Source organism: Micromonospora sp. NPDC000442, assembly GCF_042898635.1.
Taxonomy (GTDB): Bacteria; Actinomycetota; Actinomycetes; order Mycobacteriales; family Micromonosporaceae; genus Micromonospora.
In genome coordinates, this window is record NZ_JBIAYZ010000022.1 from 76,129 (window position 1) to 99,549 (window position 23,421).

The 23,421-nt window shown below is 70.3% G+C and carries 20 protein-coding genes; 7 read left to right on the plus strand and 13 right to left on the minus strand.

Going from position 1 to position 23,421, the window contains the following annotated elements:
* Positions 1-11: 11 nt before the first annotated feature.
* The 6 genes from smpB to ACFY2A_RS26355 all read right to left on the minus strand — a co-directional run bounded on the left by smpB (position 12) and on the right by ACFY2A_RS26355 (position 7,707).
* Positions 12-503, minus strand: coding sequence for an SsrA-binding protein SmpB (smpB, locus tag ACFY2A_RS26330; protein WP_387175423.1), 492 nt, complete (start codon positions 501-503; stop codon positions 12-14).
* A 32-nt stretch (positions 504-535) separates the two neighbouring features.
* On the minus strand, positions 536-2,893 hold the full coding sequence (locus tag ACFY2A_RS26335) for a hypothetical protein (RefSeq protein ID WP_387175425.1): 2,358 nt from the start codon (positions 2,891-2,893) through the stop codon (positions 536-538).
* A gap of 182 nt (positions 2,894-3,075) precedes the next feature.
* Complete coding sequence (locus ACFY2A_RS26340; RefSeq protein ID WP_387175427.1) at positions 3,076-3,588, minus strand: NUDIX domain-containing protein; 513 nt, start codon at positions 3,586-3,588, stop codon at positions 3,076-3,078.
* Between the two features lie 126 nt (positions 3,589-3,714).
* Positions 3,715-5,784, minus strand: a complete 2,070-nt coding sequence (locus tag ACFY2A_RS26345; protein WP_387175429.1) for a glycogen debranching N-terminal domain-containing protein — start codon at positions 5,782-5,784, stop codon at positions 3,715-3,717.
* Entirely contained in the window at positions 5,781-6,224 is a 444-nt protein-coding gene (locus ACFY2A_RS26350) for an SCP2 sterol-binding domain-containing protein (protein WP_387175431.1), read from the minus strand. The genes ACFY2A_RS26345 and ACFY2A_RS26350 overlap by 4 nt, the downstream gene beginning before the upstream one ends.
* Before the next feature lie 154 nt (positions 6,225-6,378).
* A complete protein-coding gene (locus ACFY2A_RS26355; protein ID WP_387175433.1) occupies positions 6,379-7,707 on the minus strand; it encodes a flavin monoamine oxidase family protein in 1,329 nt (442 codons plus the stop codon).
* Positions 7,708-8,039: 332 nt separating this feature from the next.
* Between ACFY2A_RS26355 and ACFY2A_RS26360 the strand changes: the two genes are divergently transcribed.
* Positions 8,040-8,360: a TraR/DksA family transcriptional regulator gene (locus ACFY2A_RS26360; RefSeq protein WP_363922232.1), complete on the plus strand. Its 321-nt coding sequence runs from the start codon at positions 8,040-8,042 to the stop codon at positions 8,358-8,360.
* Positions 8,361-8,382: 22 nt separating this feature from the next.
* Here ACFY2A_RS26360 and ACFY2A_RS26365 read toward each other — a convergent pair whose 3' ends face one another.
* Together ACFY2A_RS26365 and ACFY2A_RS26370 are read right to left on the minus strand one after the other, a co-directional pair.
* Positions 8,383-8,877 carry an ATP-binding protein gene (locus ACFY2A_RS26365; protein ID WP_387175435.1) on the minus strand — a complete coding sequence of 165 codons (495 nt, stop codon included), beginning with the start codon at positions 8,875-8,877 and terminating at the stop codon, positions 8,383-8,385.
* Positions 8,878-8,939: 62 nt separating this feature from the next.
* Positions 8,940-9,812 carry an SDR family oxidoreductase gene (locus ACFY2A_RS26370; protein WP_387175437.1) on the minus strand — a complete coding sequence of 291 codons (873 nt, stop codon included), beginning with the start codon at positions 9,810-9,812 and terminating at the stop codon, positions 8,940-8,942.
* A gap of 218 nt (positions 9,813-10,030) precedes the next feature.
* Here ACFY2A_RS26370 and glpK point away from each other — a divergent pair, with 218 nt between their 5' ends.
* Together glpK and ACFY2A_RS26380 are read left to right on the plus strand one after the other, a co-directional pair.
* Positions 10,031-11,548 (plus strand): glycerol kinase GlpK, encoded by a 1,518-nt coding sequence (gene glpK / locus ACFY2A_RS26375; RefSeq protein WP_363922238.1) that lies wholly within the window; start codon positions 10,031-10,033, stop codon positions 11,546-11,548.
* 141 nt (positions 11,549-11,689) lie between these two features.
* The gene (locus ACFY2A_RS26380; protein ID WP_387175440.1) at positions 11,690-13,015 is read left to right on the plus strand and encodes a carbohydrate-binding domain-containing protein; all 1,326 of its coding nucleotides are present in this window, start codon (positions 11,690-11,692) and stop codon (positions 13,013-13,015) included.
* A 57-nt stretch (positions 13,016-13,072) separates the two neighbouring features.
* Here ACFY2A_RS26380 and ACFY2A_RS26385 read toward each other — a convergent pair whose 3' ends face one another.
* Positions 13,073-13,972 carry a TetR family transcriptional regulator gene (locus ACFY2A_RS26385; protein ID WP_387175442.1) on the minus strand — a complete coding sequence of 300 codons (900 nt, stop codon included), beginning with the start codon at positions 13,970-13,972 and terminating at the stop codon, positions 13,073-13,075.
* Between the two features lie 107 nt (positions 13,973-14,079).
* Between ACFY2A_RS26385 and ACFY2A_RS26390 the strand changes: the two genes are divergently transcribed.
* Positions 14,080-15,000 (plus strand): ABC transporter ATP-binding protein, encoded by a 921-nt coding sequence (locus ACFY2A_RS26390; protein WP_363922244.1) that lies wholly within the window; start codon positions 14,080-14,082, stop codon positions 14,998-15,000.
* Positions 14,997-16,622: an ABC transporter permease gene (locus ACFY2A_RS26395; RefSeq protein ID WP_387175444.1), complete on the plus strand. Its 1,626-nt coding sequence runs from the start codon at positions 14,997-14,999 to the stop codon at positions 16,620-16,622. The genes ACFY2A_RS26390 and ACFY2A_RS26395 overlap by 4 nt, the downstream gene beginning before the upstream one ends.
* A 313-nt stretch (positions 16,623-16,935) precedes the next feature.
* Here ACFY2A_RS26395 and ACFY2A_RS26400 read toward each other — a convergent pair whose 3' ends face one another.
* The 3 genes from ACFY2A_RS26400 to ACFY2A_RS26410 form a co-directional block, all read right to left on the minus strand.
* Positions 16,936-18,081 (minus strand): helix-turn-helix domain-containing protein, encoded by a 1,146-nt coding sequence (locus ACFY2A_RS26400; protein ID WP_387175446.1) that lies wholly within the window; start codon positions 18,079-18,081, stop codon positions 16,936-16,938.
* A 52-nt stretch (positions 18,082-18,133) separates the two neighbouring features.
* Entirely contained in the window at positions 18,134-18,295 is a 162-nt protein-coding gene (locus ACFY2A_RS26405) for a hypothetical protein (protein ID WP_387175448.1), read from the minus strand.
* Between the two features lie 189 nt (positions 18,296-18,484).
* Positions 18,485-19,654 carry a helix-turn-helix domain-containing protein gene (locus ACFY2A_RS26410; protein WP_387175465.1) on the minus strand — a complete coding sequence of 390 codons (1,170 nt, stop codon included), beginning with the start codon at positions 19,652-19,654 and terminating at the stop codon, positions 18,485-18,487.
* Positions 19,655-19,888: 234 nt separating this feature from the next.
* Between ACFY2A_RS26410 and ACFY2A_RS26415 the strand changes: the two genes are divergently transcribed.
* Both ACFY2A_RS26415 and ACFY2A_RS26420 read left to right on the plus strand, forming a co-directional pair.
* Positions 19,889-20,251 (plus strand): hypothetical protein, encoded by a 363-nt coding sequence (locus ACFY2A_RS26415; RefSeq protein WP_387175450.1) that lies wholly within the window; start codon positions 19,889-19,891, stop codon positions 20,249-20,251.
* Entirely contained in the window at positions 20,248-21,402 is a 1,155-nt protein-coding gene (locus ACFY2A_RS26420) for a caspase domain-containing protein (RefSeq protein WP_387175452.1), read from the plus strand. Before ACFY2A_RS26415 ends, ACFY2A_RS26420 begins: the two co-directional genes overlap by 4 nt.
* Here ACFY2A_RS26420 and ACFY2A_RS26425 read toward each other — a convergent pair.
* Positions 21,390-23,372, minus strand: coding sequence for a DNA methyltransferase (locus tag ACFY2A_RS26425; protein ID WP_387175467.1), 1,983 nt, complete (start codon positions 23,370-23,372; stop codon positions 21,390-21,392). The genes ACFY2A_RS26420 and ACFY2A_RS26425 overlap by 13 nt on opposite strands.
* Between the last annotated feature and the right edge of the window lie 49 nt (positions 23,373-23,421).

Consider the following 23,421-nt stretch of genomic DNA (forward strand, 5'->3'; position numbering starts at 1 on the left):
CGTTCTCCGGCTCAGCCTCGGGCGGTGCGGCCCTTGAGTCGGCGGCCCAGCTCGCGGGCGATCTCCCGGTTGGCGTCACGTTCGGCCAGCACCTGCCGCTTGTCGTACGATCGGCGCCCCCTGGCCAGCGCCAGCTCGACCTTCGCCCAGCCGCCGGAGAAGTACATCGACAGCGGCACCAGGGTGATTCCGCCCTCACGGGTCCGGTCGAGGATCCGGGCGATCTCCACCCGGCGCAGCAGCAGCTTGCGGGTGCGCCGGGGCGCGTGGTTGGTCCAGCTGCCGTAGCCGTACTCGGCGATGTGCAGGCCGTGCAGCATGATTTCCCCGTCGTGTTCCTGTGCGAAGGCGTCCACCAGCGAGACGCGTCCCGCCCGCAGCGACTTGACCTCGGTGCCGGCGAGCACGATGCCGGCCTCGTACGTCTTGAGCACGGCGTAGTCGTGGCGGGCTCGGCGGTTCGACGCGATCAGCGTCCGCTCGGCGTTGGGGGAGGTGCCCATCCGGGGAAGAATAGCCGCAGCCACCGGTCGACTCACGCCGGTTTGTCATGCTCCCGCAGCTGGACCCGCAACCGGCTGGCCAGCTCCGTCACCGCGGTCTCGAAACGCGGGTCGGATTCGCCGGGCCAGTGCCCGATGATCGAGGGCGGGACGCTGTCGCCGGGCGGCGGGACGACGTCGACCGGGTCGCGTAGCCGTCGGTCCACCGTGCCGGCGGTGCCGGCCACGGTCGGCGGACGGTCCGGTCGGTGCGGTGAGAAGACCCAGCCGCCGATCGGGTCGGTGTCCCGCCACAGGTTGATCCACCGCCAGTTGACCAGGTCGCCCACCTCACGGAGCACGTCCTCGCTGACGTAGGCCGGGAACAGCCGCGTGTAGAGCCGGCGCAGTGGTGAGCCGTAGGTCAGCAGTGCCAACCGGCCGCACACCTGGGGTGGCAGTTGCAGGATGGTGGCGGCGAGCAGCACCGAGCCGTGACTGTGCCCGGTGAGCAGTACCCCATGTCCCTGTTCGGTGAGGTGCACGATCCGTCGGCTCAGCTCCGGAACCGCGCGCTCGGCGTAGCAGGGTGGCGCGAAGGGGTGCGCCACCCGTGGCCAGAAGGTGCCGAGATCCCACAGCACGCCGACATACCTGCGGAACTGGGCCGTACGGTAGGCGAGGACGCCGCCGACGAGCAGCCCGAGCACGACCGCGGCAATGAGGAAACTGCCCAGCTGGATACCGAAGTTGGTCGCCGCGGCCGGAATCCCGGTCAACCGCTGCACCGTGGTGTCCGGTGCCAGCCCGAGCATGCCGAGCAGGCTGCTGGGCATGCCCACCCCGACGACACAGGCGTACACCACCGCGAATGTCTCCACCCGTTCGGTGAATCGCGCCCGGGCGATCATCCGCTCGACCTGGCGCAGCCGGTATCCGGCGGCCGCTGGTGCGTCGGGATAGTCGTGCGCGACGGTGGCCCGGGCGGTACGCGTTCGGCCGATACGACTGGCCAGGACGACGATCAGGGCCGCCAGCAGGGTGGCCGCCGTGGCCACCAGGAAGACGAAGATGGCCCACTTGTAGCCCAGCGGCGGGCTGATCTCCCGTTCACCGTCGGCGTCGGCGCGGCGGTTGAGGAAATCGGCGACCCGATAGACAAGGTCGGCGGAGATCGCCACCGCCAGACCGGTCGCGGTCGCCGCGATCACGGGCGCACCCAGCCCTTGCAGCGGCCCGGCGCCGAGTCCGTTACGGCCGAAACCGCGACGCGCCTCATCGGGCTCGACACTGGGTGCCGGGTCGCGGCCGGCGGGTCGGCGGTCGGGCGGTTCGGCGCTGCGGGGGTTGTCCGCAGCGCTTCGGCGTGCCCGGCTCCGGGCAATCAGCGCGCTCGTGCCGAGCAGGAACAGCAGCAGCGCCTGGGAGAAGATGACCAGCCCGACGGCGGTGGCGTAGCCGGGCAGCCCGTCCCGGATCCGCCACGGAGTGGGGTCGACCGACACCGCGACCAGCACCACAGCGATCAGTACGAAGGCCAGGTTGCGCAGCCCGCGCGCGATCCGGTCCGCGTACGAGCCGGTCGGCAGCAGGTCGACGAACGGGTGCGCGCAGACCAGCACGATGCAGGCCAACAGCACCGCCCCGCTGACGCCGGCCAGGGCGAGGCTGAGCGGCGACGGGCCCGAACCGATCCGGGCGGCGACCAGACCGAGACCGAGGGTCATCAGGCCGGCGGCTCCATGCAGGGAGCAGAGCCGGTCGACGGTCGGCGCGGTGTCCCACTGGCCCACCGCGCTGAGCTGGTAACCCCCTGAGGTGCTGATGGGGGTGTGGAAGGCGTCGAAGTTACGGCCGGGGCGGACGCCGAGCAGCCAGACCAACATGAGCGCACCGAAGGGCAGGAGCGCGAAGACGGCCAGGGTCAGCCCGGGAGGTCGGTCGCTGATCCAGGACAGCCACGGCCGCCCGGCCAGACAGGACGGGTTCGGCACGCACCGCCGGGCGATCAGGTCCAACGCCACGCCCATCGCCGCGAGCACGTACAGCATGGTGAGGGTGAGGGCGAGCAGCCGGCACAAAGCCTTCACCCCGGAACCGGATCTGCCCCGGGGGGCCGGCCGCATCCAGATCGCGACGTTGCACAGCATGAAGGGCAGCAGGAACATCAGCGACAGGGTCCGGACGATGGTGCCGGAGGGCAGGTCGCTCCAGCGGTACGCCTCCAACGTCACGCCCGCCGGGCCTCTGGTGTCCGGATAGCCCGGACGAGGCCGGTAGAACCCGCCGCTGCGGTCCCCGGTGACCTGGTGACTGTGCGGGCGGTCGAGGATCTGTTCGGCGCTGGCGCTGGACACGCCGTGCACCCGGAGCTCCACGACGTCGTCCGACGTCCCCGGTTCGCTGCTCATCGACCCCCCGGAACGTGTCCACAGGCCCGACCCGGCGCGGGCCCGTCGCCCCGGCGCTCCGGTGCGGTCTCGCCCGTCTACCCGCCGCGTCGCCGAACACGCCTGCCTCCGGCGGTCGGCCGGTCAGGCCAGCCCGGTCAGGCCAGCCCGGTCAGGTCGGCCCGGTCAGGTCGGCCAGCCGGTCAGGTCGGCTGGCGGCCGAGGACGTCGGCCAGCACCTCGGTGTGGGTGGAGAAGGCCAGATCGGTCGGTTCGGTCAGCACCAACCACTCGGTGGCCTCCGCGGTCGGCGCCGAGGGCGGAAGCTCCTCGGCTGGGCGTACCGGCAGCTCTCCGAAGATCAGCATGGTGCCGCCCGCCGGCGCGCTGTGCACCGCGACCAGTGTGGCGCCGGCCGCCTCGGCATGCAGCCCGGTCTCCTCGCGCAGTTCGCGGACCAGGGCGTCCTGCCACCGTTCGCCGTACTCGATGAACCCACCGGGCAGCGCGAGCAGCCCGCGGGCGGGTTCGATGTCCCGCCGGACGACGACCACGCCGAGGCCGGTGGCGGTCAGCACCGGCTGTACGGCCACCGCCACCGGCAAGGGGTTACGCCAGACCTGCTGACCACAGCTCGCGCAGAGCCGGGGCCAGTCGACCGGCGGCGGGTAGGCCGCGCCGCAGTACGAACAATGCGAGTACGCCACGCCACTCATGCCGCAGCACGTTACCGGGCATGCGGCCGGGCGCCGCCGCCCGGAGGACCGCCCGATCAGCTTGGGAGAGCACCCGACGTGGTCGGCGGTGGCGCGGACCTGCCCGGCTGGTGCGGGCGGACCGGCTCACCGCGTGTCGGCACGCACTGCTGGCAGGCCGTTGGCGCGGGCGTTGCCGATCGCGTCCTTACGGCCCCAGCGTCCCGGGATGTTCAGCAGCTCGATCCGGCCGAAGCGCGGCGGGATTTCCGGGTGCACCACCAGGTGCTCGCCGTACGGTTTCAGGCCGAGCAGGGTGCTCAGCAGCAGGAAGGTGGCACCGGTGGCGGAGGCCTGGGGGCTGTTCGCGGCCGGGTACGGCACCGGATAGCGGGTCAGTTCGCGGTCGTAGCCGGCGAAGGCCTCCGGCATCCGCCCGGCGAAGTGCTGCGACGCCTCGATGATGGATTCGGCGATGACTCCCGCCTCCTCGACGAAGCCGTACTGGCGCAGCCCGCAGGCGATCAGCGAATTGTCGAACGGCCACACCGTACCCACGTGGTAACCGAGCGGGTTGTAGCTGGCCTGCCCGGTGGCCAGCGTCCGCACCCCCCAGCCGGAGAAGAGTCGTGGCCCGAGCAGGTGACCGGCGACCGCGGCGGCCCGGGAGGGGTCCACGATGCCACTCCACAACAGGTGGCCCATGTTCGACGCCAGCGCGTCCACCTGGTCGCCGTCGGGGCCGAGCGCCAGCGCGAAGTACTCGCCCCCGTCGATCCAGAAGTCCCGGTTGAACCGTCGCTTGAGCTCCTCGGCCTGCCGTTCCAGGCGCTCGGCGTACGCCGGGTCGCCCCAGAACTCACGGGCCAGCCGGGCCCCGCGCCGCTTGGCGTCGTACGCGTACCCCTGCAACTCGCAGGTGGCGCGGGGCAGCCCCGGCAGCCGGCCGTCCCGGTAGCAGATCGCCTCCGGCGAGTCCTTCCAGCAGTGGTTCTGCGCCCCGCTCTCGTCGTTGCGTGGCTGGTACCAGAGGTAGCCGTCGCCGCGCAGGTCGCCGTACTCGTCGATCCAGTGCAACGCCGCGCGGGCGGCGTCCTCCAGGTCCCGCACCAGCGCGGCGTCGCCGGTCCAGCGTTCGTACTCGTCGAGCAGCACGATGAACAGGGGGGTCACGTCCGCCCCACCGTAGTACGGCGACTGGGGGCGATGTTCGAAGGCGGCCATCTCCCCGTACCGGAACTCGTTGAGGATCTTGCCGGGTTCCTCGTCCCGGAAGTCGTCGAGCACCGTGCCCTGGTCGATGGCGAGCAGGCGCAACGTGGTCGCCGCCATCCGGGGTACGAACGGCAGCGTCTGGTAGCAGGTGAGGAGGTTGTCCCGGCCGATGATGGTGGCCGACCAGGGCAACCCGGCGGCGAGCATGGTCTCGTGCGGCAGCGCCAGCGGAGAGAAACGCAGGCCGGCCAGGTCCACCAGCCCGCGCTCGTAGGTGGTACACACCGAACCCCAGTCGCATTGCAGCCGGGGGGCTTCGGCGACCCATTGGCTGAGGTCCTGGTGCAACTCGATGCCAACCTTGCCGTGTGGATGCCGCAGCCGCTCCCGGATGTCCGCCCCGTCCGGGCGCAGCACCTGCCCTTGCACCCGCAGGGTCGTGCTCCACCGGCCCTGCGGGTCCACCCGGATCCGGAAGGTCAGCCCGTGTTCGTCGAACTCTGCCGGTTCGCTGGTCGCCACGTCGGTGACCCGGTGGAACTTCTCCCGCCGGAAACCGAGCCGCAGACCACCCCCCGACACCTCGCGGTAGCCGCGCAGCGCCGACCCGTGCGGCCAGACCACGTTGTAGACCGGGGCGAAGTCGCTGTCCGCGTCGATGCGCAGCACGTAGTCGACGGGGTCATTGGTGTGGTTGAGCACGGTGAGCCGCTCGACGAAGGCGCTGTCGGAGATCCACCGGTCGCGGATCACCGAAACCTTCGCGTCGACGTAGTGGGTCGGGTGACCAGGGACCAGGAAGAACCGGATCTTGTAGTAGCTCGGATCGTGCACGGCCAGCGGGTGCAGCCGTTCCCCGTCGAGACGCAGCCGCCAGGTGGACAGGAAGCGGGTGTCGAAGGCGAAGAACCCACTCGGATTGGTGGGGCTGAAATCCATGTCGCCGTTGTCATCGCTCAGCGCGAAGATGTTGCCGTCGAGGATGCGGACCAGTTTCCTCATTGCGGGTCCCCGTCGCCGGCCGGGAAGGCCGCCTCGCCCGGCGGCGGCTGTCGGCATTCGGCCAGGGCGTGGGGATGCTGGCGGGCGGCGACCTCGCGGGGGTGGTGGGCGTTCGGCGGCGGTGCGAACAGCCGCTCCAGCATGACGACGAAACGGAACTCGCCGTCGGCGGTGAAGTCGTTGCGCAGCCACGCCGGCAAGGGCTTGACCTCGCCGCGGGCCATCCGGAGGAAGAACTGCGCGTCGGTGCAGATCACCGTGTCCGCATCCGCCACGTCGTCGCGCGACACCGTGATCCGGCCCTGGTCGATGCTGACCAGCCAGTGCTCGACCCGGTCGGGATAGCTCAGGTCGAATCGCACGGTGCCGGAGACCTGCCGAAGCATCCGCCCCCCACCCTCGGCGAGACCGTCGAAGAAGTCGCGCACAGCCTCCGACATCCCGGCACCTCCCGCGGGCCGTGCCCGGCCGACGAGGGCTGGTGCCAGGGTGGCCCGAGCCGGCGGCGAAGCGCCGGTCAACTCCTCCGCCACCGTCACCTTAACGGCTTTGGTCCGCTCTGGTGATGGTATGTGCTGGCTGGCTCACCTTCACCTAGGTCCGGGCAGGTATCCCGGTCAGCACCTCGTCGGCGGCACGCTCGCCGGCCTCGATCGCCCCGTCCAGGTAGCCGGTCCAGCGGACCGCGGTCTCGGTGCCCGCCCAGTGGATCCGGCCCACCGGCGCACGCAGCCACGGCCCGTACTCCGACCAGGAGCCGGGGGTCAGCGCGCCGCTGAAGCAACCACGGGTCCACGGGTCGGCCGACCAGTCGTGGTCGATGACCTCCTCGACCTGCCGCGCGGCCGGTCCGGCGATCTCCGCCAGCGCGTCGAGCAGGGCCGTCACGCGTGCCGATGGCGCCATCGCCCGCAGCGCGTTGGCCGCCGTCCCGTAGCTGAACATGGTCAGCACCCCGCGTGGCGAGGTCGGCGTGCCGCTGTCGACGGTCTCGGTGATCGGACCGTCGGAGCAGGTGGCGACCCCGGACCAGCCATCGGCCCGCCAGAACGGTTGCGGGTAGATGGCGTGCACCTTGAGTGCCGACCCCATCGGCATCCGCTGGGTCAGCCCGTCCCGTAGCGCCGGCAGCGCGGGGTCGTACCGGAGGCGGCCGGCCAGGGTCGGCGGTACAGCGACCACCACGGCGGCGGCCTCGAAGCGTTCGGTCTCGGCACGAACCAGCACACCGGCGTCGTGCTGTTCGATCGCGACCACCGGGGTGGACAAGCGCACCACACCGGGGCCGAGCCCGGCGGCCATCGCCTCGGCCAGCGCCGCCGGTCCGCCGACGATCCGATCCTGCTGCGCGCCGCCGGCCATTGCCAGCAGCGCCGCGGCCCCACCACCGCTGCGCAGGTAGCAGGCCATCTGGAGCACGGACACCTTGCTCGCGGAGGTGGCCAGCAGTCCACCGGCGAGCAACCGGTCGACGTAGCGGGCCGTCACCGGATCCGGGGCGATGCCCGCCAACCAGTCGCCCAGGGTGGTCTCGTCCCACCGGGCCGCCTCGGGCACCGTCCACGGCGCGGCCGGGTCGAGCCGCCCGGCGTACCCGTCGAGCAGGTCGACGACGCCGGCCGCGACCTCCGGCGCCGCATCTCGCCGTACGCCGTCCCACATCACCACCGGTGCGCCGACCGCGGCGGACGGGAACGTGTCCAGCGCGTACCTGCGCACCAGGGCCTGGACCCGGTCCTGGCCGGGACCGATCCACTGCGCGCCCAGGTCGAGTTGCGTACCGTCGTCGAGCCATCGGGTCAACGTCCGGCCACCGACCCGGTCGCGGGCCTCCAGCACCCGCACCCGTACGCCGGCGCGGGCGAGGCGGAGCGCGGCGGCCAGACCGGAGCACCCGGCACCGACCACGAGGACGTCGGTCACGCCCCGGTCTACCCGCTGAGGGCCGGAGCGCACCGTGCTGGTCCGTCCCGTGCGGTGGAGATCGGCATTGGTTTCCGGCCGGCCGCCGCCTATGGTGGTCCGATGCTAACCGCCGCGCTGCTCAACCGCGCCGCCGCCGTCACGGCGGCGGCGCCGGCTGGGCTGCGCGTGCCGGGCGCGGCCACCCCAGCGCCCCGGGTCCGGGCGCGGGCCGGTCACGGCCAGCCGCGTCCCGCAGGTCGCAGCCCTCCGGAAACCGTGCACATACACGTGACGGCAAGGGCGAAGCGCACAGCTTCGGCCCTTTTTCTTTTTCCGGAGAGGGAACCGACATGAGCGAACGGACCGGCACTTACGACAAGCAGTGGCGCACCGAACTCGAGGCGACGCTGAACCACGAGTTCGAGGCCCAGACGGCTCGGCTGACCGAGTTGACGGCCGACACCGGGGACCCGGCGGAGGCGCACACCAACGCCGCGCTGATCGCCGCCACCCGGCAGAGCCTCGACCAGATCTCCGGGGCGCTGCGGCGCCTGACCGCCGGCGGCTACGGCAGCTGCGAGCGGTGCGGAACGGAGATCCCCCGGGAACGCCTGGAGATCCTGCCGCACGCGCGGTTCTGCGTGCCGTGCCAGCAGAAGCAGAACGGCTGACCGGGTGGACCGGCCGCCCGCCTCACGGGTGCGGCGGCCGGTCCGTGGCCACCTCGGGCGACCCGGACGGATCGCTGCGCAGGCTGGCGGTGACGGTCGCGGTCAGACCGTCGGGCCGGCGGGTCAGCGTCAACGCCCCGGTCAGGTGATGGGCGAGCCAGAGACCCCGGCCGCCCGGGGTGTTCGTCGCCGGCAGGTTCACCGGCAGGTCCCCGCCGCGCTCGTGGCCGTAATCGGTGACCTCACAGACGAGCAGGTCGGCCCGCCGGAACAGGTCGAGTCGCCCCCGGCCGCCGCCGTGCAGCACGGCGTTGGTGACCAGTTCGTGCACGGCCAGGACCAGATCCTCGGCCGGATCGCCGGTGAGACCGGCGGCGGCCACCCGGGCGGTGAGCAGGTGCCGCAGCGCCGTCACGGTCTGGGCGGTGAACGACTCGGACAGCAGTGGGGTCTCCTCGCCGCCGCCGGAGGACGGGTCGCGGGAATCCCGGGCGTCCGGCGGGCCGAGGTAGTTCATGCAGGCAGAGTACGTCGTCCACGAACATCCGCGACCATTGCCGAGGGGCAACCATCCGGACGCTACTGACCGCCCTCCACCGACGTCCGGCCGAAGGATCGGCCGAGGCGGTGTACCTCCGCCTCCATCCGCTCGGCCAGTTCGGCCCCGCCGAAACGGTCGATCAGCCGGTCGGCGAACCCGCTGAGCACCACCGGGCGCAGCGCCTGGACCAGGGCGATGGACCGTGGCACGTAGACCTTGCGGCGGCGACCTTCGATGCCGCGCAGCAGTGCCTCGGCGCACCGCTCGACACTGACCACGGTGTTCAGCGGCCAGGGCAGTCTGCGCTGCGCGGTGTGGAAGGAGGCGAGGTCGTCGCGGATGTCGCGCACCAGGTCGGTGTCGATCCAGATCGGGTGCGCGGTGCCCACGGTGAGTCCCCGGCGGCGGTTCTCCAGCCGCAGCACGTTGCCGAACTGCTCGACCCCGGCCTTCGACGCGCAGTACGCGGCCATCCCGGGCATCGCGGCGAAGGCCGCCGCCGACGAGACGATCAGGACGTGGCCGCGGGCGGCGCGCACGTGCGGCAGCGCCGCGCTGACCGTGCGGACCACGCCGGTCAGGTTCACCTCGATGGTGCGTGCCAGGGCGTCGACCGGGCCGGTGGACACGGTGCCGATGTTGGCGATGCCGGCGTTGGCCACCACCACGTCGATGCCGCCGTAACGCTGCACGGTCGAGGCGACGGCGTCGTCGAGACCCGCCTGGTCGGTGACGTCGCACTCGTACCAGTGCCCGCCCACCTCGGCGGCGACCTGCCGCAACAGCACCGGTTCCAGGCCGGCCAGGGCGACCCGGGCGCCCCGGGCCGCGGCGGCCCGGGCCAGTTGGGCGCCGATACCCCGGGCCGCGCCGGTGATCAGGATGGTCCGGTCGCGTAGGTCTAACCGCATGCTGCGCTCCTGGTCCCGGTCGCCGCCAGCGGCGACCCAGTGGTGGTCTGCCGAACGGTACCGGGCATCCGCCGACCGACCCACCCGGTGCCGGTCGGTCCGGCGCGCGCCCGCCCTTCCCGGCGTCCGGACCGTGCGTTCGTGGTGGGCGGCGCGGACATCGGGAAGGATCTACCCCGAGGCCGTACCGCAGCGAGGACCAGGACAAGGAGAACCGCATGGCTGACTTCGTCGGCGCCGTGGACCAGGGCACCACCAGCACCCGGTTCATGATCTTCGACCACGGTGGCAACGAGGTCGGCCGCCACCAGCTCGAACACCAGCAGATCCTGCCGCGCGCCGGCTGGGTCGAGCACAACCCGCTGGAGATCTGGGAGCGGACCCAGACCGTCGTGCGGACGGCGCTGAACACGCACAGCCTGGCCGCGGGCGACCTGGCGGCCCTCGGCGTCACCAACCAGCGGGAGACGACGGTGGTGTGGAACCGGCGCACCGGCCGGCCGTACTACAACGCCATCGTCTGGCAGGACACCCGGACCGACCGGATCGCCTCGGCGCTGGAGCGCGACGGGCGTGGCGAGGTCATCCGCCGCAAGGCCGGCCTCCCACCGGCGACCTACTTCTCCGGCGGCAAGATCCAGTGGATTCTGGAGAACGTCGACGGGGTGCGGGCGGACGCCGAACGCGGAGAGGCGATCTTCGGCAACACCGACACCTGGCTGCTGTGGCACCTCACCGGTGGTACGGACGGCGGTGCCCACGTCACCGACCCCACAAACGCCAGCCGGACCATGCTGATGAACCTGGAAACCCTGGACTGGGACGACGAACTGCTGTCCATCTTCGGCATTCCGCGCGCCATGCTGCCCCGGATCGTCCCGTCGTCCGATCCGGACGCCTACGGCGTCACCCTGCCCAACGGGCCGTTCGCCGGCCCGGTCCCGATCACCGGGGACCTGGGCGACCAACAGGCGGCCACCGTCGGTCAGGTCTGCTTCGCGCCGGGCGAGGCGAAGAACACCTACGGTACGGGCAACTTCATGCTGTTGAACACCGGACCGGAGATCGTCCGCTCCGAGGCCGGGCTGCTCACCACCGTGTGCTACCAGTTCGCCGGCCAGCCACCGGTCTACGCCCTCGAAGGTTCGATCGCCGTCACCGGTTCGGCCGTGCAGTGGCTCCGCGACCAGTTGAAGATCATCAGTAGTGCGGCGCAGAGCGAGGACCTCGCCCGCCAGGTCGACGACAACGGCGGCGTCTACTTCGTACCGGCCTTCTCCGGCCTGTTCGCCCCGTACTGGCGATCCGACGCCCGGGGCGCGATCGTCGGCCTCTCCCGCTACAACACCGACGCGCACATCGCCCGGGCGACGCTGGAAGCCATCTGCTACCAGAGCCGCGACGTGGCCGAGGCCATGGCGCGGGACTCGGGCGTAGCGCTGGAGTGCCTGAAGGTCGACGGCGGCGTCACCGTCAACGACCTGTGCATGCAGTTGCAGGCGGACATCCTCGGCGTGCCGGTCAGCCGGCCGGTGGTCGCCGAGACCACCGCCCTCGGCGCGGCCTACGCGGCCGGACTGGCCGTCGGATTCTGGCGGGACACCGACGAGCTGCGGGAGAACTGGAACGAGAGCCGGCGTTGGCAGCCGTCCTGGTCGCCCGAGCAGCGTGCGGGCGGCTACGCCGGCTGGCGGAAGGCGGTGCAGCGCACGCTGGACTGGGTCGATGTCGGCTGACAGCTCCACCGCGCCGCCGGTCACGTTTCGCCGAGGTTAACGTCACTGCGTGTCAATGTCGCGGTGCCGGAATGTCCGGTCGGTCTGCCTTAGCATCCCGATGTCCGGCAGCTGCCGGAGGTGTGCACAGGGAGGGCATCCATGCGGATCACGCGCGCGATCATGGCGGTCGTGGTCGTGCTGTCGGCCGGCGTACTGGCCGGCGTGGCGCACGCGGCGTCGCCGTTCACCGTGGTCAACGGCTCGATCCAACCGGCGACGGGCACGCCCCGGCCGCCGTCGGGCACCCACGCCACGCTGTGGCACAACGCCAGCTACGCCAGCATTCCGGTGCCGGGCGCCGGGCGGCTGGTCGTCGGTGCGATCGGCGACCACTGCGACGGCTGGCCGACCCTGCGGGTCCGGGTGGGCGGCGAGCTGATCGGCGAGGTCACCGTGACCAGCGCCACCGACTACGGCAGCTATCCGGTCGGTGGGCAGCTGCCGGCGGGCCGGCACGACGTCCGGGTCGAGCTGGTCAACGACCGGTACACCGGCGCGTGCGATCGCAACGCACACCTGGCGTACGTGCGCATGCAGCCGCCTCCGGCGGTCGACAGCACCTTCACTTTCGCCGTGGTTCCGGACACCCAGGAGGAGGTGCTGTCCGCCGACGACACCCGACTGCGCCAGCGCGTCGACTGGCTGGTCGCCCAGCGCGTCCCCCTCGACCTGCGTTTCGTGACGCACTCCGGCGACGTGGTCAACTACGACTCACCCGGCCACGTGCAGTACGAACGGGCCCGGGCCGCGTTGCGTCCGCTGGAGACGGCGGGCATGCCGTACACCCTCGCCGTCGGCAACCACGACACCCAGGCCGCCGGCCCGGACGGGGAACTACGCAGCCCCGCCGGGCGACTGCTGCGCGACACGACGGTGTTCAACCGCTACTTCACGGCGGGGCGGTTCGGGGCGGTGCGCGGCCGGTTCGAGGCCGGCAAGGTGGACAACGCCTACGCCACCTACACCGCCGGTGGGGTGCGGTGGCTGGTGCTGAGCCTGGAACTGTGGCCACGCCGGGCGGCCGTCGCCTGGGCGAAGGCGGTCGTGGCCGCCCATCCCCGGCACAACGTCGTGATCGTCACGCACCACTACCTGGAGAGCGACGCCTCGATCGGTCAGTCGGCCGGCTACGGCTCGACCAGTCCGCGGTACCTTTTCGACAATCTCGTGGCGCGGTACCCCAACATCCGGTTCGTCTTCTCCGGCCACACCGGCACGGCGGCCTCCCGGGTGGACACCGGCGTCCACGGCAACCGGGTCCACTCCTTCCTACAGACGTTCCACTCCCGCCGGACCAACCCGGTGCGGCTGGTGGAGATCGACACGGCGGCCGACTCGCTGCGTACCTGGATCTACGCGCCGCACACCGACGAGGAGTTTCCGGCACACGAGCGCACGTACACCGGGCTCGGCCTGGTGCGGTGACCTGCCGTCGGGGGCGGCCCGGCCGCCCCCGACGAACGTCTCAGTGGTGTCTCGAAACTATCTTAGAACCGTCTCGTTATCGTCGTCCGGTTCGAGGTGGCGGTAGACGGTGGCGCGCGACACGCCGAACTCGGCGGCGATCTCGTCGGCCGAGTGGGTGCCCGCCAGATGCATCCGGCGGGCCGCCCGCACCTGTTCCGGGCTCATCGACCGCGGGCGTCCCGGCCGCCGCCGGCCCACCCGGCCCGCTGCTGCGGTAGCGGAGGCCGCGTCGGTGGCTCCGGCTCCGCTGGCTGTCCCAGGGTAATCCAGCGCCGCCCCGGTGTCGGTCCTGACCGTCGCGGCCTGGTTGGTCGGCTCGGGTTCGTGGTCCGTCCCGGGTTCGCCGGTCGTTCCGGTGTGGGCGGCGGCTGGCGTCTCGTCCAGCAGGCGGTGGGCGCCGTCGAGCATGTCGCCCCGCAGTACCGACGGGGGAACGTCGATCATGAACACCACCGGGTCGCTGCACATGGCGATGGCCTGGACCGCCCGGACCCGGTCCCGGCGTCCGGCGTCCGGTCCGGCGACGATCTCGTTGGCCCGCATCGCGATCTGCATCAGTCGGTGGTAGGTGCTGCCCCGGTCGACGAGCGCGAGGTCGTGGAAGAGCATGCCGAGGGGGCCGCGGTGCGCGAGCATGGTGTCCACCCAGCCCTCCAGCAGCGCCCATCTCGCCTGCCGGCCGGGTAGCGCCCCGGCCTCGTCCAGCAGCGCCTCCAGGTCGCGGATCAGTGGTTCGGCGAGTGCGGTGAGCAGATGCGCCTTGCTGGGGAAGTGGTAGAGGATGGCGGCCTTGGTCAGTCGCAACCGTTCGGCGATCTGCCGCAGGGAGGTGCGTTGATAGCCCTGCTCGGCGAAGAGGTCCGATGCGGTGCGCAGGATCCGGCTGCGGGTGCCGTCGGTCTCCTCCCAGGTCATGCGCCAAGCGTAGTGCCTCCTGACCGCCGGGTGGGACGCCTCGCGTCGACCCCTTACCATCGGTAAGTACAGTGGGTTCGGCAGAGACCGGTACGGCGGGAGGCACCATGTCCGTGATCTCCATCGAGAACCTCGTCAAGACCTTCGGCGGCGTACGCGCGCTCGACGGGCTCGACCTGACGGTGGAACCGGGGGAGGTGCACGGATTCCTCGGACCCAACGGCTCCGGCAAGTCCACCACCATCCGGATCCTGCTCGGCCTGCTGCGCCGCGACTCCGGTCAGGTCCGCATCCTCGACGGCGACCCGTGGCGTGACGCGGTCGCGCTGCACCGGCGCCTGGCGTACGTGCCGGGCGACGTCAACCTCTGGCCCAACCTCTCCGGCGGGGAAGCGATCGACCTGTTCGGCGCGCTGCGCGGCGGGCTGGACCGCCGTCGCCGCGACGAGCTGCTGCAGCGCTTCGATCTGGACCCGACGAAGAAGTGCCGCACCTACTCGAAGGGCAACCGGCAGAAGGTCGCCATCGTCGCCGCCTTCGCCAGCGACGTCGAGCTGTACGTGCTGGACGAGCCCACCTCCGGGCTGGACCCGCTGATGGAGGCGGTGTTCCAGGAGGAGGTCCGCCAGCTCACCCAGGCCGGCGCCAGCGTCCTGCTCTCCAGCCACGTGCTGGCCGAGGTCGAGGCGCTCTGCGACCGGGTCAGCATCATCCGGGAGGGCCGGATCGTCGAGTCCGGCACCCTGTCCGAGCTGCGGCACCTGGCGCGTACCACCGTCACCGTCGAGACCGGACGGCCGGTGACCGGTCTGCCGGAGCTGCCCGGCGTGCACGAGGTCCGCCCCGTCGACGGTCGCGTCCGGCTGGAGGTCGAGCCCGAACACCTCGACGCGCTCCTGGCCCACCTGGTCCGCTTCGAGGTCCGAGCGCTTACCAGCACACCGCCCACTCTGGAGGAACTGTTCCTGCGGCACTACGGCGAGGCCGTCAACGGTGACCGGCAGGCGACGACCGGAGGCACCCGATGAGCGCCTTCACCGGCACCGGCCGGCTCACCCGGCTGGCCCTGCGTCGCGACCGGGTCCGCCTGGCCATCTGGACGCTCGGCAGCCCTTTGATCGGCTACGCCCTCGCCGAGAGCGTGGCCAGCCTCTACCCCGACGAGCAGAACCGCATCGGGTACGCCGAGGTGGCCAACACCAGTGTCGTCGCCCGCGCGTTCAACGGCCCGGTCGCCAGCACCGACCTCGGTGCCGTGGTGGTCACCGAGACGTACCTCACCCTGGCCGTGCTCGCCGCGCTGCTCAGCACGTTCGCCGTGGTCCGGCACACCCGGCAGAACGAGGAGACCGGCCGCGCCGAACTGCTCGGTGCCGCCGCCGTCGGCCGGTACGCGCTGCTCACCGCGGCCCTGGTCGTCGTGGTCGGCGCCAACGTGTTGGCCGGTGCGCTGCTCGCGCTCGCCTTCATCGGTGCCGGGCTGCCGGCCGCCGGATCGGTGGCCGCCGCCGCCGCGATCGCCGGTGTCGGCCTCGCCTTCACCGGCGTGGCCGCCGTCACCGCCCAGCTCTCGGTGACCTCCCGAGGCGGCAACGCGCTCGCCGCCGCCACGGTCGGAGTGGCGTTCCTGCTGCGGGCCACCGGTGACGTGCTCGGTCAACGCGCCGCCGACGGGGTACGCCTGGACAGCGCCTGGCCGACCTGGTTGTCGCCGCTGGGCTGGGGAACCCAGATCCGTGCCTTCGGCGACGAACGGTGGTGGGTCCTCGCGCTGCCGGTCGCCCTGCTGGTCGTCGGGGTCGCCGGGGCGTACGCGCTTGCCGAACGGCGCGACCTCGGCGCCGGCCTGCTCGCCGCCCGCCGCGGGCCGGCCACCGCCGCCGCCGGCCTGCTCAGCCCGGCCGGACTGACCTGGCGTCTGCACCGGGGCGCGTTGACCGGCTGGGCGGTCGCGGTGGCGGTGCTCGGCCTCGCCATGGGCCTGGCCGGCAACGAGGTCGACGACATGATCGCCGACAACCCGGCCGCCGCCGAGGCGATCGCCCAACTCGGTGGCGGCTCCGAACTGGTCGACGCCTTCCTGGCGGCGATGCTCGCACTGTTCGCCCTGACCCTCGGCGCGTACGTCGTACAGGCCCTGCTGCGGGTACGGGGCGACGAGTCCGACGGCATCCTGGAACCGCTGCTCGCCACCGCCGTGAGCCGCTACCGGTGGTTGGGCACCCAGGTGGCCGGCGCGGTGCTCGGTGCGTTGGCGCTGATGCTGCTGGCCGGCGCCACCACCGGCCTCGGTTACGGGCTGGCGGTCGGTGACCCGGTCAGCTGGACCGTCGAGCTGACCGGCGCGGCGCTGCTGTGGCTGCCGGCCCTGCTGGTGGTAGCCGGGGTGGTGACCGTCCTGTTCGGGGCGCTGCCCCGCTTGTCGGTCGCGTTGAGCTGGGCGGTGCTTATCGTGTTCCTGCTGCTCGGCCAGTTGGGTGCCGCGCTGGACCTACCGCAGGCGGCGCTGAACCTCTCCCCGTACACCCATGTGCCGTCGGTGCCCGCCGTCGACGTCACCGTCCTGCCCCTGGTGCTCCTCACCGCCGTAGCCGCAGCCCTCCTGACGATCGGCCTCACCACCTTCGGCCGCCGCGACACCCCCACCTGAGGAGCCGTCCCGAATTGATCACTTGCAGTCGAGCGACTCGACACGCCACGGCGACGGTCAATGCTCGGGGTGTCGGTCAGCGCGGAGCCCACGCCGGGTTCCACGGAGGACACGATGTGCGGCGGGGCCGCCAGGCGGTGCCAGCGTAGTTGCGTGATGGCGTCAAGCACGTCACGCGCAGCGGCTGCCGTGGCACAGTCCGCCGTGTGGCAGATCGGGCAGGTGCCGTCCAACGGTTGATGATCACGAAGGGTTCGGCGGGCGGTGAGGGCGAGTCGATTGAGAATTTGGGCCAGGGACAGCAGCGGCGCGGTCATGTTGCCGTCACCCCGAGGGCTGCGGCGAGCTGGACGATCGTCGTCGGGGCGTGTCGGCTCCGGAGCACGTCAGCGAGCAGATCGCGGGCGGCGGGCCGGTGCCGTACCTCAGCGGGTGCGGTGTTCTGGGCTTGCAGCAGGGTCCGAGCCGCGCTGGTGGGATCGTGGGCGTGCAGGTGCGCCCGGGCGACGTCGATCAGGTGGGCGGCGCGATGCTCGACGGGTAACCACCGCCAACCGTCGCGTCTGACCGTCCTCCGATGCCAGGCCACCGCCTCACCCGCGTCGCCCAACTCCAGCGCCACTGCGGTCCGAGCAGCAGCGACGGCAGTGGGCCCGAAGGCGGTGCGATGGTGGTCATGACCGTCGCCCACCCGGTCTGCCAGGTCGGCGGCCTCGTCGAGCAGGTCGGCGGCGGTGCGCTCGTCGCCCTCGCCGGCCGCCGCCAACGCACCCTGCACCAGCAACGTGCCGCACAGGGACAACTGCGCCGGCGAGCCGCCGTCGAGGTCCGGCGGGGCGATCCGGTACGCGGCGGTCCGCACGGTCGACACCGCTGATCGCGCCCGCCCGGTGGCGCGCAGCACCTCCCCGAGCTGCACCGCTGCCGTGGCGACCAGCACGGCATCGCCGGTGGCCAGCGTCATCGCCCGGTCGGCGGCCAACCAGGCCAACTCGGTCTCAGCGAGCTTCGTCAGCAGTGCCGCGCCGATCCGGTACGCCTCCACCAGTGGCACGCGCCCCGACACCGGCTCGCGGGCGAAACCGCGCTGCGCCCCGCTGATCAGCTCGGGCAGCAGGTCGGTCAACTGGGGGTACCGTGCGTGCTGGTAGGTGGTCCAGGCGTAAGCCACGCCGCGCGTCACCTGAGCTGCCGCCGAAACGTCACGGTCCGGCACCCGCCGGCCCACCGCGATGTCGTACGCTGACAGTGCCGCCCGGATCCGCTCCACCGAGCCGGCCCGCTCGCTGTCGGCGACGGCGCGGACGTTGCGGCCCAGCAGCACCGACTGATCGACCCGCAGCACAGCGGCGATCTCCGCGATCGTGGACACCTTGTCCAGCGACCGGGCACCCCGCTCGACCTTGTCGACCCAACTCTTCGACTTGCCCAACCGGTCGGCGAACACCTGCTGCGACATTCGTCGCCGCCCCCTCCAGTACGCCACCCGCCGACCGATCGGCAACAACTCGTCACCCACGCCGCCGCCGATCCGGCACCGCCCGCGTCGTCTCCTCGACAGGTATCCGCTCCGCCTCGGCCTGCGCGAGCAACCGAAACCGCGCCGCTTCCCGCTCGGCCGCCTCGATCCGCTCGCCCCTGCTTGGCGTACCAGCGTTGTCCATACCGCTCATCCCCACCTCCGCGGGTAGGGGTGCGACGGCTTGATCAAACCAAGGATCGTTACCACCGCACCAGCTACGGGCGGGGTTCGCGATCTACCCTGACGACTGTTTGCAGTGCTCCCGCCACTGATCACAGCATGGGGTGAGCGGATAGTGACGGAAAGCTAGCAGCTGTCCGCTGGTGGCGCATGCTGTCCGCTAACGGCTGGGCCGGTATGCCTCGTATACCTCACGGAATGCCGCCGCCTCCACTGTGCCGGTCAATTCGACCCGCCGAAGCACCTCTCGCGCCCGCCACCAGTTCGACGACACCACCCGCCCCGACCGGACCGCGTCGGCGGCGATCACGCTTGCCTCGTCCGGCTGGTCGGCGGCCAGCAGCGCCATGGCGAGATCCAGACGCGCCGACGCAGAGCGCCGTGGCCGCTCTCCACCGTCGCCGTGCGGATCCAACTCCGCCAGAGCGGTCCGAGCGATCTGCTCAGCCGCCGGATCGCCCGCCCACGACAGCGTCGTCGCCGTATATGCCAACGCCTTCGTCGGGTCGTACCGGTAGTGGTGCTCGGCTCGCTCCGGCACGGACAGGTTCGCCGTCAAGCGATCCAGCCGATCCAGCGCATCACGCGTCCGTCGTACATCGGACAGCCGCGCCCACACCCGTGCCTCCTGAGCGGTCGCCTGAATGTGCGCCGAGCTACCCCTGGGAGCCGCTCGCTGAGCCTGCTGCGCGAGACCGATGGCCGGCCGGTAGTCGCCCCGAGTCAGCCGATCCCACGCCTGTGTCTCCAGGCACCATGCCTGGACCTCTGGATCCTCACCATCCTCCGCGAACGCCATGGCGGTCCTCAGGTGCGCGCCGGCCGCAGACCGCTGCAGAAGATCGATATGCACTGTTGCCCGCAGAACTGACAACCAACCACCGGCGACCACGAGCCGTCGCCGTTGCGCCAACGTCCCGCGACCGTCCAGCAGCCGCCCTACATAGGCCAGCTGTCTCCGCACCCTTGGCAGCAGATCCACCGGCCGAGTGGTCGCATACGCGCTTGCCAGATCGTCCACACCCGCCTCGATCCGGGCGAGCGTCTCGGCGCTCACATCGCTTGCCCGGACCCGGGCCAGCAGTTCACCGGCCTCAGCGTCGTGGTCGACGGGCTGGTGAACCAGACAGGCGAGTGACCCGCCTGCGTGCAGTACCTCATCGAGGTGACGGGCCGTCTCAGGCGTGGGAGCCTTCGTGCCGGTTTCCAGGTCGTGCAGGTGGCTCTTGCCTCGATGCGCGAGCTGACCGAGCGCACGTAGCGAGAGACCTTGGCGCGTGCGCAGGGTGCGGAGTAGGACACCGAAGCGCGGATCGACGTGCGACACGATGGTGCTCCCAGTTCGTCAGCCGGGAACGGAACCCGAACCTGGTCGACGGATTTAATGTCACGGACAGTACAACGGACGACCATCTGGCGGACAGTCGAGGGTTCGACGCCGCCGACGGGTACCCTCAACGGATCTTCACATGAACTCCTTACGCATTCGGTTGGGTGCTCTGTGGGGGACGACGCGCCAGCACCTTGAACAACTGCTCGTTTCTCCCTAATGGATAATGGCCTCATGGCGCTGATCAACATGTCGCTCCTTGATGGGAATCCCAGCGATTTGTATTCCCTGGCCGACTGGCTTCAACGCACCGATGACTTCCGGGGGAGGGTCAGGACGGTGCCCCGCCAACCGGGTCCGGAGGACATGGGCAGTGCTATGGAGATCCTTTCCGTAGCGCTCGGCAGTGGTGGTGCCGGCGCCGTACTGGCCGGCGCGCTCTCCACCTGGTTACAGACGCGAAGGGCACGCATCAGCGTGGAGTTCGTCGAGAGCGACACGGGCGAGACCGTCCGGAGGGTGGAGATCGAGGCCAACAACGCGGAGTCCGTTAAAGATTTGTATGCCCTGCTGACCCCCGGCCGGGTGGTGCCATGAACGCCCGGCTACCGGAGCGACAGGCATCGCGGGCATTGCTCATCGGGGCATCACAGTTCAGCTACCCGGGTCTGCATGCCCTTCCTGCCGTGGTCAACAATGTGCAAGCGCTGGCCGACGTGCTCACCGATCCGGAGTTCGGTGGGTTCGATGAGACGGGCTGTCGAGTATTGACCGATCCGACGGCGCAACAGGTGGGCGACGCCATCCATGCCGTCGCCGACGAGGCGTTAGACACCCTCGTGTTATACTACAGCGGCCACGGAGTATTGGGCCAACGCGGTGACCTGTTCCTGGCTGTTGGCGACACCAACCCGGACCCACGACGCGTCCGCTACTCAGGGGTGCCGCTGGACTGGTTCCGATCCGCGCTGGCCGAGAGTCCCGCCCAGAACCGGGTACTGATCCTCGATTGCTGCTTCTCGGGCCGGGCTGCGGAAGCAATGTCGGACACCGCCTCCATGGTCCGCGGCACACTCGACATCCGGGGCACCTACACGCTGACGTCCGCGCCTGCCCATGAAACCGCTGTCGCGCCGCTCGGCGCACGCTTCACCGCATTCAGCGGCGAGTTGCTGACGGCGTTGCGGCAGGGCATTCCTGGCGGTGGGCCGCTGCTGACACTCGGCGACATCTATCCCGCGCTAACCCGGGCGCTGCTGGCCAGCGGCCTGCCCCGCCCGCAGCATCTCGGCACGGGTCTGGCCGACCACATCGCCCTGAGCAAGAACCCCGCTCATCGCCCACCGGCAATGACGCCCCCTGAATCACATACCGTCTCGAAACAGCGGCGAAGCCGCCCTGCGCCACAACGACAGTCCTCTGCTGAGCCCGGCCCGAAGTCCGCTGCGGACTTTCACAGCGCGATGCTGGATGTGTACCGCAAGGCCAAGAAGGAGGCGGGCTACAACGCCGCCTACTTCCTACAGATGGTGCAGGAAGTAGGCGGTCTGGAGGCAGCCCGAAGGTTGATCCGGGCGGGGTCGGTTTCCAGCGGCTTCACTGCCCTTTGGGAGAAGGGTCGGCTCGACCTCTCCGTGGAGGCCGTCGTGCTGCAAGACCGGTTCGCCGGGCTGTTCACCGACGAGGAACTGGACATTGCCCGAAACCGGTTGGCCGAGTACGGGTACTCGCCGGCTCAGACCTCGTAGACCTTGACCACCTCGTCGCCGTAGTGGTTGACCACCTTCACAGCGATCTTCCCTGACTCAGGTCGGGGGAACGGGCGAGAGCGGTGGCCGTAGAGGCTCTCCCAAGCCGACTCATCGATCTGCGCGCGGAGTGCCTTGCGCAGTCGGGAGTAAGGATCCAGCCCGTCCGGCTTGCCATCCTTGCCAGCGAAGTAGAGGTGGCGGACGAAGAACTCTTCCTCGTTGTAGTCGGTGTCGATCATCCACAGGGCGATGTCTGCGACGCCGTGGTCCGGCCGCAGTTCCCCGGTCGTGGGGTTGTAGACGTCGACACCGCGGATCTCGACCACGAGCCCATCCGGCGCCGGATCGATGGCAATGTCCGGCTCGCCGAAGACCGTGAACAGGTTGGCCGTCCCGGTCTTCTTGAGCAGCGTGTCGCCCATCGCCAGGTCCGCGTTCATCCGGACCAACAGGATCGGAAGGCGACCGAGCTGCCGCTGCTCCGCGACGGTGGCGAAGTCGTTGCCTTCCGGCGAGAACTCGCCGGCCGCCTCGCTAGCTCGCCCGTCGAAGCCGAACGCGCACACCAGCAGCATGTCGAAACCGACGCCCTTGAGTGCTTCCCGAGCCGCGTCCTTGACCCAGTCGGCGTCCACTGTGCCGTACTGCGGGCCGACGCTGACCGCGATCCGCGCCGACGTACCCTCCTCGTCGTTGCGTCGCGCGGCCTCCGCATGGACGAACTTTCCGGGGTACGGATTCAGTGAGGCGAACTCCAGCCGTTCGTTTCGCCAGCCGTTCTGCACTCCTGCCTTGGCGAGGTTGTCCAGGATCGTCTTGACGTAGGCGTTGACATCGGTCCCGCTGGCCTGCTCCTCGCCGACCGAGAAGTTCGCCGGTCGGTGCGGCGACAGGCTCTCCACGGTGAACCTGCCGGCCACGCGGATGCGCTTCTTGTCCTCGTAGGGACGGTCGTAGAGCAACTCGGTCTCGGCATGACGAGCGATCGCCGCGTCGATCTCCTTGCGGCTCATGCCCTCCTTGATGTCCGGGTTGTTGGCGATGGACTTGAGCGTCACGTGCGGGACACGCTCGTAGACAAAACCCTTGCGGATGTCGTTTCCGGGTGCGGTGGGTGGCGGCTCAGCGCCGGAAACCTCCCGCTCCTTAAGTCGACCCTCAAGGGAGTCGGCGAGCAGGTAGGCAGGGTACTTGGCACCGACCAGCCGCTGCCGAGCGAGGGTGATCGCCACCCGCGAGGTGTCGATGGTGATCCACCGCCGCCCCCACTGCTCAGCCACATATGCGGTGGTACCTGACCCACAGGTCGGATCAAGAACGAGGTCGCCAGGACGAGTGCACATTAGCACGCAACGCTCGACGATTTTAGTACCCGTCTGCACGACGTAGGTCTTCGCCTCAGTGAAGCTGCCAGTCCCAGTATCCGTCCAAACGTTAGATCGAGTGGTTACCGGAAAATCGTCAAGGTACCTGACGTAGCGGAGAGTTTTGCCTGTTACCGCCAACCGTCGTGCTCGTTTAAGACGTTCGACGTGCTCCCCTTGTCCCGTTTTCCAAAATCCCGGCGTGGGTCGATAAATTCGACCCTCGAACTCGATGGGGAAGTCACCTGGAGGGCGTTGACTCGTAAAGTTGTCGAAGGTAAGGGCGCGGAGGTCGTGTTGGTCTGCGTCTCTTGGCATTCGGCGCCGTCGCGTCCCGTCCGCCTCCTCAACGTAGTTGTAGGAGAGTGCCCCGCTTTCGCCTGGGGTCTTCAAGTTGTAGAGGGGTTGATAGTAGGTGTTCTTTATGTCTTTACCGAACCAAATGATGTAATCGGCAACCCCCGCAAGCAACTCGCTGCTTGCCCCGGCCGTCTTGGTTACGCAAATCTGGGAAACGAAATTCTCGGGACCGAAAACTTCGTCGAGAAGGCAGCGGACTAAAGGACGTCTCGTAACTCGGTGGAGGCGTTGCCGGGTAACGATGTTGGTGTCATCCGGTGAGGATGATGTTGTGGAGGTGGGCGATGCCGGA

Excerpts from the sequence above, each read along its gene's own strand:
- smpB (WP_387175423.1), bottom strand. The coding sequence starts at position 503 with ATGGGCACCTCCCCCAACGCCGAGCGGACGCTGATCGCGTCGAACCGC.
- ACFY2A_RS26335 (WP_387175425.1), bottom strand. The coding sequence starts at position 2,893 with ATGAGCAGCGAACCGGGGACGTCGGACGACGTCGTGGAGCTCCGGGTG.
- ACFY2A_RS26340 (WP_387175427.1), bottom strand. The coding sequence starts at position 3,588 with ATGAGTGGCGTGGCGTACTCGCATTGTTCGTACTGCGGCGCGGCCTAC.
- ACFY2A_RS26345 (WP_387175429.1), bottom strand. The coding sequence starts at position 5,784 with ATGAGGAAACTGGTCCGCATCCTCGACGGCAACATCTTCGCGCTGAGC.
- ACFY2A_RS26350 (WP_387175431.1), bottom strand. The coding sequence starts at position 6,224 with ATGTCGGAGGCTGTGCGCGACTTCTTCGACGGTCTCGCCGAGGGTGGG.
- ACFY2A_RS26360 (WP_363922232.1), top strand. The coding sequence starts at position 8,040 with ATGAGCGAACGGACCGGCACTTACGACAAGCAGTGGCGCACCGAACTC.
- ACFY2A_RS26365 (WP_387175435.1), bottom strand. The coding sequence starts at position 8,877 with ATGAACTACCTCGGCCCGCCGGACGCCCGGGATTCCCGCGACCCGTCC.
- ACFY2A_RS26370 (WP_387175437.1), bottom strand. The coding sequence starts at position 9,812 with ATGCGGTTAGACCTACGCGACCGGACCATCCTGATCACCGGCGCGGCC.
- glpK (WP_363922238.1), top strand. The coding sequence starts at position 10,031 with ATGGCTGACTTCGTCGGCGCCGTGGACCAGGGCACCACCAGCACCCGG.
- ACFY2A_RS26380 (WP_387175440.1), top strand. The coding sequence starts at position 11,690 with ATGCGGATCACGCGCGCGATCATGGCGGTCGTGGTCGTGCTGTCGGCC.
- ACFY2A_RS26385 (WP_387175442.1), bottom strand. The coding sequence starts at position 13,972 with ATGACCTGGGAGGAGACCGACGGCACCCGCAGCCGGATCCTGCGCACC.
- ACFY2A_RS26390 (WP_363922244.1), top strand. The coding sequence starts at position 14,080 with ATGTCCGTGATCTCCATCGAGAACCTCGTCAAGACCTTCGGCGGCGTA.
- ACFY2A_RS26395 (WP_387175444.1), top strand. The coding sequence starts at position 14,997 with ATGAGCGCCTTCACCGGCACCGGCCGGCTCACCCGGCTGGCCCTGCGT.
- ACFY2A_RS26400 (WP_387175446.1), bottom strand. The coding sequence starts at position 18,081 with ATGTCGCAGCAGGTGTTCGCCGACCGGTTGGGCAAGTCGAAGAGTTGG.
- ACFY2A_RS26405 (WP_387175448.1), bottom strand. The coding sequence starts at position 18,295 with ATGAGCGGTATGGACAACGCTGGTACGCCAAGCAGGGGCGAGCGGATC.
- ACFY2A_RS26415 (WP_387175450.1), top strand. The coding sequence starts at position 19,889 with ATGGCGCTGATCAACATGTCGCTCCTTGATGGGAATCCCAGCGATTTG.
- ACFY2A_RS26420 (WP_387175452.1), top strand. The coding sequence starts at position 20,248 with ATGAACGCCCGGCTACCGGAGCGACAGGCATCGCGGGCATTGCTCATC.